Below are 15,091 nucleotides of genomic sequence, written 5' to 3' on the forward strand. Positions count from 1 at the left end.
CACGCTCTGCGCCAAAAGGAAGTCTAAGTTGAAGATCACCCGTATTGCCGTTTGGGAAGTCCCGCTGACCAGCCATGAAACCTACTACATGGCGGATGGGAAAACCTGCGATACAACGACATCCGTGGTTCTGCGGCTTGATACGGATACAGGCTTGCAGGGCTGGGGGGAGGTCTGCCCGATCCCTCATTATCTGCCGGCCTATGCCAAGGGTGTCGTTCCGGCCGTGACCGAGTTGGCCCCGGTCTTGATCGGGGCCGATCCTGTTGGACCCGGGGCTTTGATGGAGAAACTGAACGCATACCTTCCGGGCCATGGCTATGCGAAATCGGCCATTGATACTGCGCTTTGGGATCTGACGGCGCAGGTGGCAAGTCTGCCCTTGTACAAACTGTTGGGCGGGCGTCAGGTCAAAGATATGCCGCTCTATCATTCGATCACCTGCGTCGCCCCGCATGAAATGGCCCGGATGGCGCGAGACGCTTTTGACAAAGGAATGCGCCAGTTTCAGGTCAAGCTGGGCGCAGATGCAGACTGGCAAACGGATGTCGAACGCCTGGCCAAAGTGCGTGAGGCCGTCGGCCCCGGCCCGCTGGTCTATGGCGATTGGAACTGCGGCAGCGATGCGTTGACAGCGATCCGCGTGGGGCGTGCGGCGGCCCATCTGGATGTGATGCTGGAACAACCCTGCGCGACGCTGGAAGAATGCGCCCACGTGCAGCGCTCAACCGGTCTGCCGATGAAGATTGACGAGAACGCCTTAGATATTGCCTCGGTCATTCAGGCGCATCAGTTGGGTTGTATGCAGGCCGTTGCGTTGAAACTGTCCAAGATGAGCGGCCTGTCGGCTATGCGTCAAATCCGCGACCTGTGTCTGACCCTGGGTACGCAGATGTGTATCGAGGATACTTGGGGCAGTGACATCACCACGGCTGCGCTGTTGCATCTGGCGGCCTCGACGCCTGCGCGCGGGATCATGAATACCTGTGACCTCAGCCACTATGTCGGCCCCCGCCTTGCGCCGGATGGGCCCGTGCGCGAAAAAGGCCGTATTGCCCCGCCCGAAGGGGTTGGGCTTGGGGTGACCCCCAATACCGAAGTCTTGGGTCAGCCCGTTGCGATCCTTGACTAAGCTGTCTAGGCCAGTTGCCCGTTTTCTATTTGCAACGCGCTTGAGATCGCAATGTCCTGAGCCGCTAGCCCGGTCAGATCTGCGATGGTGATCTGATCGGTCGATTGCCGACCGGGATGCGCGCCAGACAGGATATTTCCGAGCGTAGTGACATCGGCCTCGGTCAGGTGGCCGGTTTTGGCAAGGGTCTGGAACTCTCCGTGATCCAAACACTGCTCGGGTGAGTCGCAGACCAGCAGATCGGCGCGGGCGACCAGATCGGCCTCAAGCTCCTGTTTGCCGGGGCAGTCGGCTCCGACGGCCGAGATATGCGTACCCGGTTGCACCCAGTCACTTGCGATCAAAAAGCTCTGAGCAGGTGTTGTCGTGATGATGGCTTGTGCCGTCTTGCAGACCGAGGGCAGGTCATAGGCGCGTTCAGCCCTTAACCCAATCGCGGTCAGGTCATCTACTGTCGCCTTGGCCATATCTGGGGACCGCCCCCAGATATGGAAGGACAAAGCCCTATCCGGGATCAGCTGTTGCAGGCACTGGGCCTGGTGACGGGCCTGCAAGCCGGTGCCGACGATCAGCACATTCTCAAACCCCTCAACCGCAAGCGCCTGTGTCGCCAATGCCCCGCCGATCCCGGTGCGGATATCGGTCAGCCAGCCTTCGTCCTGCAAAAAAGCCACCGGCGCGCCGGTTTTGGCCGAGAAGACAAGGTTCATGCCGTTCGAGCTGGGCAAGCCTTTGGAGGGATTGTCGTAAAACCCGGTCGCGATCTTGATGACAAAGATATCGTCATCTTCGATATGGCCGGATTTGACGTGACAATCCCCTGCGACCTTGGGGAAGCCCAGATAGGTGACCGGCGGGGTCTGAACCCGCCCCTGCGCGACGGCGATATAGGCAGCGCGGATCTCATCAACAGCCCTAGGGAAGTCGAATCGATCCTGAATCTGCGACTTGTCCAGCTGGATCATCTATGCCCCTCTTAGGCGGCGCTGTGGCGGGCCAGAAAGCCCGAGAGTTTCTCCAGACCCGCTTTCAGATCCGCCGTGGGATTTGTGTAGCCCAGACGCAGCCAGCCCTCCATGTCCATGGCGCTGCCCGGGGTCAGCATCACGCCGTCTTCTTTCAGGAAAGTCACGCACAGTTCACGCGAGGACATGGGCAGGTCGTATTTCAGCAAGGCCGTGGTGCCGGATTTCGGCTTGACCCACGATATCAGAGGCTCCTGCGCGATCCAGTCTTCGACAATCTGCAAGTTCTCACGGGTGATCCGTTGTGCGCGATCTAGAATTTTGTCGCGGTTTTCCAGCGCCATGGCGGCCAACAGCTCATCGACCTGACCGACCGAGATGGTGTTGTAGTCGCGGTGGATCATCACGTCGTGCAGCATATCCTTGGGCCCCGCGATCCAGCCAACGCGCAGACCGGCCAGAGAATAGGCTTTGGACATCCCCGCCGTGCTGATCCCTTTTTCGTAAAGATCAGCGACCGCCGCCGTGAAGCCATCCCCGGTCTGATCGGTGCCGCGGTAGACCTCATCACTCAGCAGCCAGGCCCCGACGCTGCGCGCTATCTCGACGATCTGTTCAAGCATTTCGCGGTCCATCAGCGCGCCCGTGGGGTTGTTGGGGTTGTTGATCGCGATCAGGCGTGTGTCGGGGCGGACCATGGCGCGCAATTCATCCAGATCGGGCAGGAACGCGTTTTCGGGCTTCAGGTGCAGCAGCTCGATCTCGGCCCCGATGCTTTCAGGGATCGAGTAGTGCTGCTGATAGGTCGGGATCACCGAAATCACGTGATCCCCGCGCGCCACGAGGGTTTGATGCACCAGTGAGTTCGCCCCGATGGTGCCGTGGGTGGTCAGGATGTTGTCGGGCGACTGGTTTTCGTACAGGCTGCAAATCGCATCGCGCAACCGGTCCGAGCCTTCGATCGCGCCATAGGTCATCTTCATCGCTGACAGGTCGTTCAGGATGCTGTTATGCTGCCCGGCCATCTCGAACAACTCACCCAGAGTGATGGATTCCACGCAGGTTTCCGCAAGGTTGAGCTCGCATTTCGTCTCGAACTCATTCATCCACATTTCGACACCGAAAGGTCTGATATCCATGGGTGTTTCCTCCTGCTCTCAGTTACGCCGAAGCCGCGTCATAGACGGCGCGGGCCATGAAGATGTCCTCTAGCCCCAACCCGATTGAGCGGAAGAAGACCGGTTTGTCGCCTGACGGTGTCTTGCAGGCCTCAACCTGCAATTCGGCCAGATCGCCGCGAATGCTGCCCGGTTGCCATCCGGCCTCGGCCGCTAGTTTCATCTCTCCGGCCGAACCGGGCGTAGTGGCGCGATAGTCGCAATAGACCTCGGCTATGGTCAGGAACGCCGGGTCGACCTCATGCGCGTTGGCGACATTTGTGCTTATCGAGGTGACCAATGTTCCTGCGGCCACTGACGCGGTGTCGAACACGGGCGTACCGGACGAGGTGCAGAGCATGACGACATCCGCGTCCTGACCGGCGACCTCGGCACTGTCGGCCAGTTGGACACGGCTATCTGTCGCCTGCCACTGCGCCGCAAGCTCGGCGTTTTGCGCAAGGTTGGGGGAGTAGACGCGAATGACGCTCCAGTCGCGCAGGGCCAGCACATGTTTCAGATGCGCTTGCGCCACCTTGCCAGAGCCGATGATCGACAGAACCTTTGCCTCGGGGCGGGCGAGGTGGTCGACGGCCAAAGCGGTCGTGGCCGCGGTGCGTTCGGTCGTCAACTCACCGGAGTCGCACAGCATCAGGGGTTGGCCGGTTTCCATCGACATCAGAACTGTCCAAGCGGTGATCACGGGTTTGCCGGGACGCACCAGATAGGGCGAGAGCTTGGCACCAAACAGATCGGCCCCGGTGCTTGCACCCAGATAGGTGATGAAATCGCCCTTGTCTTCTGGGAACAGCGTCAGGGTTTGCGACGGTTGCACGGCTTGCCCGCGCCCAAGCTCGGTAAACAGCGCGCGCATCGCGGCCAGCGCGTCAACTGAGCGCAAAAGCGCGGCAACGTCTGAGGCGTTTAGCACGATTGCGGATTTGGAGGTGTCGGTCATGACGGAGTCCTTGGTCTTTCAGTACGGGGCAATCCCCGATGTGTCTTAACGGGCGGGATGCGGGCAGGAAATGCCCTTTCATCCACGTGGGGATCAGACCCTTGCGTCCTTGATTACCGACAGAAACGTCGGCAGGCCGATGTTGCGGCCACTGATGACGACGACGGCGCGTTTTGGGGTCATCTCGCGGACCTCAGGGCTGAGCGCTGCGATCACCGAGGTGATCGAGCCGCCCTCGACAATCATACCTTCGCTATCGGCAAACCGGGCTATTTCAGGCACCAGCGCGTCCTCGGGGATCAGAGCGGCGCGATCCATGAAGTCGCGAATGATCGGAAAGGTATAGCGATTGCGCAGGCCGATTGCCCCGGTGATGCTACTGGCGAGGCTTGGAAATTCCTCGACATGGACCGGTTTGCCCGCCTCAAGACTGCGCACCATGCCCGGTTCGACCTCCATCGACGACCCGACAACGGAGATCTTGGGTGAGATCGACTTGGTGGCCAGCGCAATGCCAGACAAAAGACCGCCACCGGACAAAGGCGCGATGATCATGTCCGCATCGGGCAAATCGGTCAGCGCCTCTAGCGCGATCGTGCCTTGCCCTGCGATGACGTTCAGATCGTCAAACGGATCGGCCCAGGTATAGCCGTGCTGCTCCATCAGCCGATCCGCGTGATCCTGCGCCTCGTCCTGCGTGTCGCCATGCACAATTACCTCGGCCCCGAGGTCGCGCATGGCCTGACGCTTGTTTTCCGGACAAAGCGAGCAGACAACCACACGAGCCGTGATCCCCAGACGTTTGGACAGATAGGCCACGGCCCTGCCGTGATTGCCGCTGGACACAGCAATGATCCCGCGCGCGCGTTCCTCGGCGGTCAGTTGCAGAATACGGTTTGAGGCCCCCCTCAGTTTGAAGCTGCCTGTGGTTTGCAGGTTCTCCAGCTTCAGCCAGATTTCAAAACCTGCGCGCTCAGATAGGGCCTCAGAAAACACCAGGGGTGTCTTGCGCACGATGGGCGCAATCCGCTGCGCGGTGCGCATGATCTCTTGCAGCGAGACATAGCTGTGGGGGGTCGTCATGTCGGAGGCCCTGCCGTTTCGTTCAATGCCATCGGGACACCATGTCAGAAACCGGATGCGAAAAAATCCATTTTTTCTGAAGTGAACTTATTGCGGTGCAAAAGTGACGGCGTTCAGGTTTGAGTTTCCGCCAGCGCGGCCAGAAACAGATCGACGCGTTTGTCCCCGTGGCCCTTGCGGGAGACCAGCTGAATATCGGTGTCATAGGCAAAGACCTGCGGTAGAACTGATTTCAGCTCACCTCTCTCGATCCATGGCTCGCAGGCGTGGCGAGGCAGGTAGCCGAGGTAAAGGCCGCTAAGGACCATCGCTAGCATAGCCTCCATTGTGGCCGCAGTTGCCGTGCTGGTGAAAGGCCCAGGTGCCTGGTGTCGGTCGCGATCATCAAAGCTGCGTTTGGAAAATTGCGCTTTGGTCACTGCCTCTTCGATTTCGTCGGGGTCATACAGATCATAAATCGGATTCAACCGGCCGCAGCACAACAGCTGCTGTTCGACATAGACTGTTTCGGTGTTCAGCGAGGGGGACAATTCCTGAAACGGCCCGATGGCAATGTTGAGTTCATTGTTCAGCAAGGCGCGTTCCATCTGAGGGGCGCTCATTATGGTAATGTTCAGCGAAATCTCCGGCGCTTGCGCGGCAAACCTCTGGATCACCTTGTAGATCGGACACGAGAGATTGGTCAGAATCGCATCGTCCATCGCGATGTTGAATTGACCCAGCATGTCGCTCGTATAGGTCTGAACCGACCTGTTGAAGGACCCGATCGCAACGCTGAGCGAGCGGAGTTCCTGATACACAAGAAGCCCCCCTTCGGTCAGCTGAAACCCACCGCGTCCGCGGTCACAAAGCCGAAAGCCAAGCCGGGTTTCCAGGTTTGAGATTGCGGCACTTACGGCAGACAAGCTCATGTTCAGCCCATATTGCGCGGGGGATAGCCCTCCGGCTTCGACGACATGGGCAAACACATGCAATAGCTTCATGTCCGCATCTTGCAAGCGCAGTTGAACATCGGACGTTCCGCCCTGATCAGCCGTGCGCAAGTCTTGGGTCTTGTCTTTCAATTGATCCGCCCGTCGCTGATCCGGTTTCGCCACTATCTTTAAGTTAGGACAAACAAGAGGTGCAACGATATTGCCAAGTTGTTGGGGGCTCGCGTACGATTGGGCAGCGGGGATGAAAACACCATCCGATACGATACGCCTTAAGGGCTTTCGTTTTCCTCGTAAGTTTATCGTAAACTCGGTATGGGTGTATTGTCGATTTGCGCGGAGTACGTCGAATGTCGAGGACCAGCTGGCAGAGCGTGACTTCATTGTCAGCATTGAAATGATCCGGCCCTGGGTGAACCGGTTTGAGGCACTTTGCGGATTGTGTCAGACGAGACCTCCCGGAAGCATTCCACAAATAGCACCCTGATGAAGTTGTCGTGCTGTTCGGAGAAGAGAAATACTGGCTCAGGCGGGCGTTTGTTGCTAAAACTGATGTCCTTGAAATTCTTGCCCAACCCCGGCGAAACGCCAGATTTTCAAGGCGTTTCATGAAGCGGCTGATGGCTTGTATCGGCGCTCCACGAGTTATGATCGTGGACAAATTGCGCAACAATATCAAGCGGACCCATGACCTGATCCCAAACGAAGACCAAAAGGCCCATAAGGGCTAGAACAGTCGCATCGAAGGATAGCATCGGCCGACTCGAAAATGCGATACGATCCCTCTCATGGCTTGTAAATACACCGCTGGTAGGTGGTGGATGAGTTTGTTCAAGTCCCCGCGCCAGGCTCAAAAGTTCCTCGTCGTCCACGACCAATTTAATTTCGTTTTTTCGCCCCTAGCCGTTACCGAATACCAGCTAACACCTAATACCAGACTAAATTCTAGGCTGGCTACCTGTGGCACGAAAGCGCACTTGAGGAGAACGAATGACGGCTCATCTGTCGGCCAACTGTGCCCAGCATCAGACAACTTGGCAAGGCCAGCGTATCACATCCCTAATTCGACGTAATTCTGGTTCAAAGTAAGATCTGCTTTCCGGCTATCACGGATGACACGTTCTGCGTTGGGCAGATCGTTGGTTTTCGCGCGTTGTAGCGCGGTTTCCGGGTCGAATCCGTGCTTAATCCAGCGCTGCTGCAATCTGCTTTCAAGTTCTTCCAATGTGGGGCTGACAAAAACCGTTGCGGCGAAAACATCCTCCAACGTCCTCCACGGGTCGCTTTTCATCAAAAGGTAGTTCCCTTCCACAACCACGATCGGAGTTTCAGGGTGAACCGCAATTGCATTGGCGATGGCCAGGTCCATTTGGCGGTCGAACATGGGATGAAAGGATTCATGTCGCGCAGATTGCAGCGCCCCAATTGCCGTGCAAAACCCAACAGCGTCGAAAGTTTCCGGTGCGCCTTTTTTTGCCCGCAAACCGCGCGTCTCCAATACGCGATTGTCCAAATGGTAACCATCCATTGGCACAAGAGTGGCTGAAGGAACCGCCGAGCTCTTTTGCGCGTTCAGCGATTGCACAACGGCTTCCGCTAAGGTCGACTTTCCGGATGCAGGGGGGCCGGCGATTGCAACAATCGTCCGAACCCCAACCTGCCTCCGGGAGGAGATCAGGTCGCAAACTTGCTTTGCATCCTGCTTGATCACGCGGCGTCCTCTTTTGGAGGTTCCTTGGCGCCGGTCATGAAGGCCACCGCATCGGACATCGTGTAGTCCTTGGGGTCGATCGTGCAAAGGCGTTTACCCAACCGGTGCACATGGATGCGATCGGCGACTTCGAAGACATGCGGCATGTTGTGGCTAATCAGGATGATCGGAATGCCACGCGCCCTTACGTCCTGGATCAGCTCAAGCACCTTGCGGCTTTCCTTGACGCCCAAAGCCGCCGTCGGTTCGTCCATGATGATGAACTTGGTCGCAAAGGCAGCTGCGCGCGCAACGGCAACGCCTTGGCGCTGGCCGCCGGATAGTGTCTCTACCGCCTGATTGATTGACTGCACGGTCATGAGGCCAAGCTCAGTCAGTTTTTCGCGGGCGAACTTTTCCATGGCAGGCCGATCCAGCTGACGCATGTATTTGCCCATGAATCCCTGTTTGCGAATCTCGCGCCCCATGAACATGTTGTCCGCAATCGACAGGGCAGGGGACATGGCAAGCTGCTGATAGACGATCTCGATCCCCATGTTCCGGGCGTCGATCGGCGAGGTGAAGTTGACCTTTTTGCCTTCTATTAGGATCTCGCCTTCGTCCGGGATCGTGGCTCCGCAGATGGCCTTGACGATGGACGACTTGCCCGCGCCGTTATCCCCGATGACCGCAAGGATTTCTCCTTGCCGCAGTTCAAAATCGGAATGGTCAATGGCGGTAACGTGTCCATAGCGCTTCACGATCCCGCGGCCTTGGACGACTGGAGTTGTGTCTGACATTAACCCGATACCTTTCTGATCCACTGGTCGACTGCGACGGCAGCGATGATGAGAAGTCCGATAAGCAGGAATGTCCACTGTGCGTCCGCGCCCAGGAGCCTTAGCCCCAGAGTAAAGACGCCGACGATGAGAGCCCCGAACAGGGACCCCAGAATGGAGCCACGCCCGCCGAACAATGAGATACCACCAATCACAACCGCAGTGATGCTTTCGATGTTGGCCAATTGACCAGATGTTGGTGAAACCGACCCGATGCGCCCGATCAACGCCCAGCCCGCAAAGGCACAGATCAGACCGGACAACATATATACGGACATCAGCGTTTTGTGCACGTTCACACCGGATAGCTCTGCGGCCTCGGGGTCGTCCCCCACCGCATAGACATGCCGGCCCCAGGCCGTATGTTTGAGCGCGTAGGCCAGCACGAAAATCAGAACGAGCATGAATATCACGCCAACCGTAAAGGTCGCGCCACCGACGCTGAATTTTGTGCCAAAGAATTGCAGGAACGGGGCGTTGGCCTCGATATCCTGACTGCGAATTGTTTCGTTTGCAGAATACAGGAAGTTTGTCGCGAGAACGATCTGCCACATACCGAGCGTGACAATAAATGGCGGCAGCTTTACGCGACTGACCAGCCATCCATTGAGAGCCCCGATCAGGGTCCCCATGGCCAGCCCGCACATCACCGCAATGGGCACAGGGATGCCGTAGCGGAACGTGAACTGACCCATAATGACGGAAGAAAACACCATAATCGCACCGACGCTTAGGTCGATACCGGCGGTCAGAATGACAAGGCTTTGTGCCGCGGCCACGATGCCGACGATCTGAACCTGCTGCAGGATCAGCGTCATCGCAAAGGGTGAGAAGAACTTTGAGCCCAGCAGAAGGCCGAAAATTACGATCGCGCCAACGAGAACGATCAAGGGTACAAAGGATGGATTGACGTGGAGAAGATGCTGCAACTTCCCCAGAACACCACGCCGGTGATCTTCAAACTCCGCAACGGTTTCTGACGCGTTGGCGGCGGTTTCGAATTCCTGGGCGTTTTGGTTTGCTTCAGACATCTCTCCCCCTTTTCGTGGCTGGCATCGCGTCCACGAAATCAGTGTACAGGAAGTTTCGGTTTGCTGGTGAAAGGATTGATGAGGCGCTGCGGCGCGCCTCACCTAAAGAGCTGTCTTTAGCCCCAGCAGAGATCCAGGCCTTCTGCAACCGACAGCGACTCAACCCCATCAACCGGTTGGTCGGTGATGAGCGCAACGCCCGTGTCATAGAAGTCTTTGCCAGGTGTGTTTTCCGGCTTCACGCCCTCTTCGGCCCATTTCTTTACGGCCTCAACACCAAGCGACGCCATCAATAGCGGGTACTGCTGGCTTGTCGCACCGATCACACCGGCTTCGACGTTTTGGACACCGGGGCACCCGCCGTCGACCGAAACGATCAGTACATCGTTTTCACGCCCGATGGATTTCAGCGCTTCATATGCGCCTGCAGCGGCCGGTTCGTTGATCGTGTGAACAACGTTGATGGACGGATCCTTGGCCAAAAGGTTTTCCATCGCGCGGCGGCCACCTTCTTCGTTGCCGTCGGTTACGTCACTACCGACCAGACGCGCATCGGTTTCGTCACCGATGACATTCGGATCCGCCAGGTCCACGCCGAACCCGTCAAGGAAACCCTGATTGCGCAGAACGTCCACTGTCGGCTGACTGACGTTCAGATCCAGCGTCGCGATCTTGGCATCGGCTGCGGCATCGCCCATCTTGGCCTTTGCCCATTGACCGATCAGCAGACCGGCCAAGTAGTTGTCCGTCGCGAATGTCGCGTCCGCCGAGTCTATCGGGCTAAGCGGCGTGTCCAGTGCAATGACCAAAACTCCCGCATCGCGGGCCTGTTTGACCGCAGGAACGATCGAGCTGGTGTCGGATGCCGTCAGCAGAATGCCTTTTGCGCCATCGAGAATGCAGGTCTCAATAGCCTGAACCTGAGTTTCATGGTCGCCATCAACTTTACCGGCAAACGCCTTGAGCGTCATGCCCAGCTCTTCTGCCTTGGCGGTCGCACCTTCCTTCATCTTAACGAAGAAGGGGTTGGTATCGGTCTTGGTAATCAGGCAGACGGTTTCCCCGGCAGCCTGCGCAGATGCTGCGGCCAAAGTCAGCGCTGTGGCGGATGCGGCAATCTTAAATAGATTTCTCATTTAGTCTCCTCCCAGAAAATTGTTGTGGCCCCGCGCGATTTAGCGACAAGGCGCGCCTCCATCCTCCAATGAAGGTCATGCTCAAGAAACCGTGATTCTAGCCTCTGTGTCAATAAATAAATAAAGTTTATTTATTAATTTGACTGCGCATCTTTTCATAAGAAAACAAGGTGTTTATGTATTGGGTAATGGAAAGAGAGGCGCTGAAAATACTAACTGGCGGGGTAAGCCAAAGCGGTGTTCGTGATCACAACGAACGCCTGATTCTGACGGTTTTACAACGGCATGGACCTGCCGCCGGGGCCGATGTCGCGCGGCTGACGGGCCTGTCCCCGCAGACGGTTTCGATCATTCTGCGTAAGCTCGCAAAGGACGAGATTCTCAAACGTGGGACGCCGTTGAAGGGCAAAGTGGGCAAACCTTCGATCCCCATGGAGCTCAATCCCGAAGGCATCCTGTCGGTGGGAATGAAGATCGGTCGCCGCAGCGCCGACCTTCTCTTGATCGACTTCACCGGTAAGCCGCGCCAGCAGCTCTCGACGACTTATGACTACCCGCTGCCCGAAGCTGTGTTCGGGTTTCTGGAGGAAGGATTACAAGACCTTCTGGCCAATGAACCCCAGAAGCTTTGCGACCGGGTGTGCGGGATCGGGATCGGTACACCGTTCGAGTTGTGGAAATGGCACGACCTGTCTGGGCTTGCGGCTCAGAAATTCAAATCCTGGAGAAACGTGAACTTTTTTTCCGAAGTCGCCAAGTTCAGCGACCTGCCGGTTTTTGTGGTCAATGACGCCACAGCCGCGTGTCACGCCGAACATCTCTACGGCCGCGGGGCCGAGTATCGAGACTATTTTTATTTCTTCATCGGCTCAATGATTGGCGGAGGCGTTGCCTTGAATGGCACCGTATTTGAGGGCAACCAAGGCAATGCCGGTGCCTTGGGCGCCATGCGGACAACGGGTCCTTTGGGTGAAAGCCAGCAACTGATTGACACTGCATCTCTGTTTCTGCTCGAGGACAGGCTGATAGAAGCGGGTATTGATCCGGTAATTTTGTGGAAAAAGCCGCAGGATTGGAGCAGCATTTCTCGCTATGTCGAACCCTGGATCGGCACCACGGCACAGGAACTGGCCAAGGCTGCGCTGTCTATTTGCGCGGTCATCGACTTTGAAGCGATTTTCGTCGACGGCGCATTCCCACCTGAAATACGGGAAGAGCTGGTCTCACGGGTTCGTCGTTACCTGGCCAACCAAGACAAACGCGGTTTGATTCCTCCGGTTGTTGAAGGCGCAGCTGTTGGAGAAAATGCCCGCGGTATTGGAGCGGCAAGCAGCCCAATTTTCCGCCAGTTTCTTTTGAACACCAATGCTGGGCTTTCTGGGATGTAACCGATATTCATCGCAGCCAGCCTTACAAGGCCCAAAGGTTTCGCGGGTCATGCTTTGGGTGGCGACCTTTGGGCGCCGATTTGGTACGTACGAAATCGGCTTGAATTTGACCATATTCAACTGCCAATGACCGCTTTGAATTGTCACCGGCTTGGATAACACTTGTTTCCAGTAACGAAAGAACGTGCTTTACCAAAAAAAGTTCAGGCAATTTGCACGCCAAAAAGCCTGCCATTTTCACGTAACTAAGTTGCATGAAGAAGAGACTGCATACTTGACTTCGTTCATGACGACGCTGTTCTGTGCAAAGTAGCCCAAGAGTCATAGTTGTCGCATCAGTCGTACAGGATAGGTCGGTAAAACAACTTCCGTTCGCTGCAACTTGGGAGAATATCTGCGGTATGGTCGAAGGGAGCACAGGAATACCTCGAAACGTCCAAGGCTCATTCCCAGAAGACAAAAAGTGAAGAGTGTGATCTGGGCTCCCAAAAACAGTTGTGAAGTTGCAATCTCATCTGCTCGAAGAAAAGGTATTGTTCCGAGTAGTTTTCTGACTTCCGCACGACGCCGGGTGTCAAAATTTGTTGTTTTCAATACAGTAAGGCTCTGTATCTTGAGGGGAAACGACCAGCGTTTGAACCCTGGAGACTAAATGATGGAATTGATTACAGAACAGCTTCGCGCCTTCCCGATCATGGCACTGTTTCTTTGTCTGGGTATCGGTTATGGCGTCGGAAAGTTTCGGGTCGGCAAGTTCGAGTTAGGGGGCATCGCTGGCACGTTGTTGGTGGCGGTCTTCATTGGCCAGATCGGTGGTATCAACCTTAGCACCGACGTTCAGAATGTTTTCTTTTCCCTCTTCATATTCATGGTCGGCTACAACGGCGGGCCTCAGTTTTTTGCGGCCTTGAACCGAACTGCGCTGACCAAGTTACTGGCCGCGTTTATGATGACCCTCTGGGGGTTGTTTTTTGTTATCGTTGTTGCTCGGTTGGCGGGCTTGGACAAAGGGCTGGCCGCGGGGCTGGCAGCTGGCGGCCTGACACAATCTGCAATCATTGGCACCGCTGGAAACGCCATCGATCTGCTTGGGCTCGCCGCTGATGAGGCGGAAAAGCTGAAAACCAACATCGCCGTAGGATACTCGGTTACTTACATCTTTGGTTCAATCGGCCCGATATTGGCAGTTAGCATCATTCCCATCATCATGCGTGTCGATCTGCGGCAAGAAGCGATTAAGTTGGCTCAGAAACTCGGCGGCGGTGGCCCTAAACTAGAGGAAGGAGAATTCCTTCCCATGAACCGGTTTGACGCCCGGGCCTATCAGGTAAATGGCGATGCAAGCATTGCCGGAAAGTCCGTCAAGGACATCGAAAGCGGCTATGATGGCGATCTGATCGTAGAACGATTGCTCCACGATGGCGCTCCTGTGGATCCGACCCCCGAAACGATAGTCAATGCCGGAGACACGGTGGTCGTCTCCGGCCTCGTCGCGACTTTGACCCAGTTCGAGGGGAGCGCCAGTGGTGAAATCGGAGAGTATCCCCCTGAACTGACGGTTGTGGAGGAACGTCGCAACGTCGTGGTCACCAACCGCAAACTGACCGGTAAAACCTTGGCAGAACTGCGCGAAGCTCTGACGGCAGATCAAAGGCGCGGTGTTCATATCTCAAAGATCACTCGCATGGGCCATGATGTCCCCGTCCTGCACAATACTGAGATCCACGCAGGTGACGAGATCAGTATTGTCGGTCACAAGGACGACTTGAACCGAGTTGCCAAGGTTGCGGGCTATGTGCCGCCTTCGGCCTCGGTAACCAATTTCATTGCATTGGGAATCGGTGTGGCCATCGGCTATCTGATCGGAGAGATCAGTTTTGTCATCGCAGGAACGAAGGTGGCTTTGGGGTCCGGCCTCGGTTGCCTCGTTACAGGTTTGATCATCGGCTATTTGCGCATCCGGCAACCCAAGATCGGCGGTATTAACCGTGGGGCCGCGAATTTCCTTCAGAGCTTTGGTTTAGCTGTATTTGTTGGTGTTGTTGGCCTAAATGCAGGCAAACCTGCACTAGAGGCAATTCAGGAATATGGGATCATACTTCTGCTTTTGGGTGTTGTGGTTACATTGATGCCGATGATCGTGCAGTTCCCGATCAACTACTTCGCCCTGCGTATCAAGAACCCGGTCGAGGCTTGTGCGGTTGTGACCGGGTCACGCTCGGGCAATCCCGGTTTTGCGACACTATTGGAAAAAGCCGGGAACTCGACACCCACACCGGCCTTCACAATGACCTATGCCGTGGCCAATATCTTCCTGACACTCTGGGGACCGTTAGTTGTGGCTTTTGTTCCGTAATTCAGGTCAGAAGCGGGCGCGACAACCGGGATCCTAGCTCGGAAGGTCGAGATCAGCATGTGTGTCAATATGCAGGCAAACCCGCACTGGAGGCGATCCAGGAATATGGGATCATACTTCTGCTTTTGGGTGTTGTGGTTACATTGATGCCGATGATCGTGCAGTTCCCGATCAACTACTTCGCCCTGCGTATCAAGAACCCGGTTGAGGCTTGTGCGGTTGTGACCGGGTCACGCTCGGGCAATCCCGGTTTTGCGACACTATTGGAAAAAGCCGGGAACTCAACACCCACACCGGCCTTCACAATGACCTATGCCGTGGCCAATATCTTTCTGACACTCCGGGGACCGTTAGTTGTGGCTTTTGTTCCGTAATTCAGGTCAGAAGCGGGCGCGACAACCGGGATCCTAGCTCGGAAGGTCGA

Annotated in this window: 13 protein-coding genes and 1 pseudogene; 5 read left to right on the plus strand and 9 right to left on the minus strand. The window is 56.4% G+C overall.

All coding sequences use genetic code 11. From position 1 onward, the window contains the following. Positions 1 to 28 precede the first annotated feature (28 nt). The gene (locus tag ACR0B5_RS20900; RefSeq protein ID WP_480543123.1) at positions 29 to 1,132 is read left to right on the plus strand and encodes a mandelate racemase/muconate lactonizing enzyme family protein; all 1,104 of its coding nucleotides are present in this window, start codon (positions 29 to 31) and stop codon (positions 1,130 to 1,132) included. A 5-nt stretch (positions 1,133 to 1,137) separates the two neighbouring features. Here the strand turns inward: ACR0B5_RS20900 and ACR0B5_RS20905 are convergent, their stop codons facing one another. The 5 genes from ACR0B5_RS20905 to ACR0B5_RS20925 all read right to left on the minus strand — a co-directional run bounded on the left by ACR0B5_RS20905 (position 1,138) and on the right by ACR0B5_RS20925 (position 6,359). Then, entirely contained in the window at positions 1,138 to 2,097 is a 960-nt protein-coding gene (locus ACR0B5_RS20905; protein ID WP_480543125.1) for a Rossmann-fold NAD(P)-binding domain-containing protein, read from the minus strand. A gap of 11 nt (positions 2,098 to 2,108) precedes the next feature. Then, positions 2,109 to 3,236: an aminotransferase gene (locus ACR0B5_RS20910; RefSeq protein WP_480543127.1), complete on the minus strand. Its 1,128-nt coding sequence runs from the start codon at positions 3,234 to 3,236 to the stop codon at positions 2,109 to 2,111. A gap of 22 nt (positions 3,237 to 3,258) precedes the next feature. Then, the gene (locus tag ACR0B5_RS20915; protein WP_480543129.1) at positions 3,259 to 4,212 is read right to left on the minus strand and encodes an ornithine cyclodeaminase family protein; all 954 of its coding nucleotides are present in this window, start codon (positions 4,210 to 4,212) and stop codon (positions 3,259 to 3,261) included. Between the two features lie 93 nt (positions 4,213 to 4,305). After that, complete coding sequence (locus ACR0B5_RS20920) at positions 4,306 to 5,295, minus strand: pyridoxal-phosphate dependent enzyme (protein WP_480543131.1); 990 nt, start codon at positions 5,293 to 5,295, stop codon at positions 4,306 to 4,308. Between the two features lie 113 nt (positions 5,296 to 5,408). Then, positions 5,409 to 6,359, minus strand: coding sequence for a LysR family transcriptional regulator (locus ACR0B5_RS20925; protein ID WP_480543133.1), 951 nt, complete (start codon positions 6,357 to 6,359; stop codon positions 5,409 to 5,411). A 112-nt stretch (positions 6,360 to 6,471) separates the two neighbouring features. Here ACR0B5_RS20925 and ACR0B5_RS20930 point away from each other — a divergent pair. Next, positions 6,472 to 7,177: pseudogene (locus tag ACR0B5_RS20930) on the plus strand (IS6 family transposase); the annotation flags it as partial. A 101-nt stretch (positions 7,178 to 7,278) separates the two neighbouring features. On the opposite strand, the gene ACR0B5_RS20935 reads toward ACR0B5_RS20930, so the two are convergent. From ACR0B5_RS20935 to ACR0B5_RS20950, 4 genes are all read right to left on the minus strand, one after another. After that, a complete protein-coding gene (locus tag ACR0B5_RS20935) occupies positions 7,279 to 7,611 on the minus strand; it encodes a nucleoside/nucleotide kinase family protein (protein WP_480543135.1) in 333 nt (110 codons plus the stop codon). A gap of 323 nt (positions 7,612 to 7,934) precedes the next feature. Next, positions 7,935 to 8,717: an ATP-binding cassette domain-containing protein gene (locus tag ACR0B5_RS20940; protein WP_170429655.1), complete on the minus strand. Its 783-nt coding sequence runs from the start codon at positions 8,715 to 8,717 to the stop codon at positions 7,935 to 7,937. After that, on the minus strand, positions 8,717 to 9,787 hold the full coding sequence (locus tag ACR0B5_RS20945; RefSeq protein ID WP_170474861.1) for an ABC transporter permease: 1,071 nt from the start codon (positions 9,785 to 9,787) through the stop codon (positions 8,717 to 8,719). Before ACR0B5_RS20945 ends, ACR0B5_RS20940 begins: the two co-directional genes overlap by 1 nt. 116 nt (positions 9,788 to 9,903) lie before the next feature. Then, a complete protein-coding gene (locus tag ACR0B5_RS20950) occupies positions 9,904 to 10,923 on the minus strand; it encodes a substrate-binding domain-containing protein (protein WP_480543138.1) in 1,020 nt (339 codons plus the stop codon). Positions 10,924 to 11,111: 188 nt separating this feature from the next. On the opposite strand from ACR0B5_RS20950, the gene ACR0B5_RS20955 reads away from it, so the two are divergent. The 3 genes from ACR0B5_RS20955 (at position 11,112) to ACR0B5_RS20965 (ending at position 15,041) form a co-directional block, all read left to right on the plus strand. Beyond that, entirely contained in the window at positions 11,112 to 12,311 is a 1,200-nt protein-coding gene (locus ACR0B5_RS20955) for an ROK family transcriptional regulator (protein WP_480543139.1), read from the plus strand. A 655-nt stretch (positions 12,312 to 12,966) separates the two neighbouring features. After that, positions 12,967 to 14,667, plus strand: coding sequence for an aspartate-alanine antiporter (gene aspT, locus ACR0B5_RS20960; RefSeq protein WP_480543141.1), 1,701 nt, complete (start codon positions 12,967 to 12,969; stop codon positions 14,665 to 14,667). Positions 14,668 to 14,726: 59 nt separating this feature from the next. Next, positions 14,727 to 15,041, plus strand: coding sequence for an aspartate-alanine antiporter-like transporter (locus ACR0B5_RS20965; protein WP_480543143.1), 315 nt, complete (start codon positions 14,727 to 14,729; stop codon positions 15,039 to 15,041). Positions 15,042 to 15,091 lie beyond the last annotated feature (50 nt).

Source organism: Ruegeria sp. AG1 (assembly GCF_056541705.1).

Excerpts from the sequence above, each read along its gene's own strand:
- ACR0B5_RS20905 (WP_480543125.1), bottom strand. The coding sequence starts at position 2,097 with ATGATCCAGCTGGACAAGTCGCAGATTCAGGATCGATTCGACTTCCCT.
- ACR0B5_RS20910 (WP_480543127.1), bottom strand. The coding sequence starts at position 3,236 with ATGGATATCAGACCTTTCGGTGTCGAAATGTGGATGAATGAGTTCGAG.
- ACR0B5_RS20915 (WP_480543129.1), bottom strand. The coding sequence starts at position 4,212 with ATGACCGACACCTCCAAATCCGCAATCGTGCTAAACGCCTCAGACGTT.
- ACR0B5_RS20920 (WP_480543131.1), bottom strand. The coding sequence starts at position 5,295 with ATGACGACCCCCCACAGCTATGTCTCGCTGCAAGAGATCATGCGCACC.
- ACR0B5_RS20935 (WP_480543135.1), bottom strand. The coding sequence starts at position 7,611 with ATGTTCGACCGCCAAATGGACCTGGCCATCGCCAATGCAATTGCGGTT.
- ACR0B5_RS20940 (WP_170429655.1), bottom strand. The coding sequence starts at position 8,717 with ATGTCAGACACAACTCCAGTCGTCCAAGGCCGCGGGATCGTGAAGCGC.
- ACR0B5_RS20945 (WP_170474861.1), bottom strand. The coding sequence starts at position 9,787 with ATGTCTGAAGCAAACCAAAACGCCCAGGAATTCGAAACCGCCGCCAAC.
- ACR0B5_RS20950 (WP_480543138.1), bottom strand. The coding sequence starts at position 10,923 with ATGAGAAATCTATTTAAGATTGCCGCATCCGCCACAGCGCTGACTTTG.
- ACR0B5_RS20955 (WP_480543139.1), top strand. The coding sequence starts at position 11,112 with ATGGAAAGAGAGGCGCTGAAAATACTAACTGGCGGGGTAAGCCAAAGC.
- aspT (WP_480543141.1), top strand. The coding sequence starts at position 12,967 with ATGGAATTGATTACAGAACAGCTTCGCGCCTTCCCGATCATGGCACTG.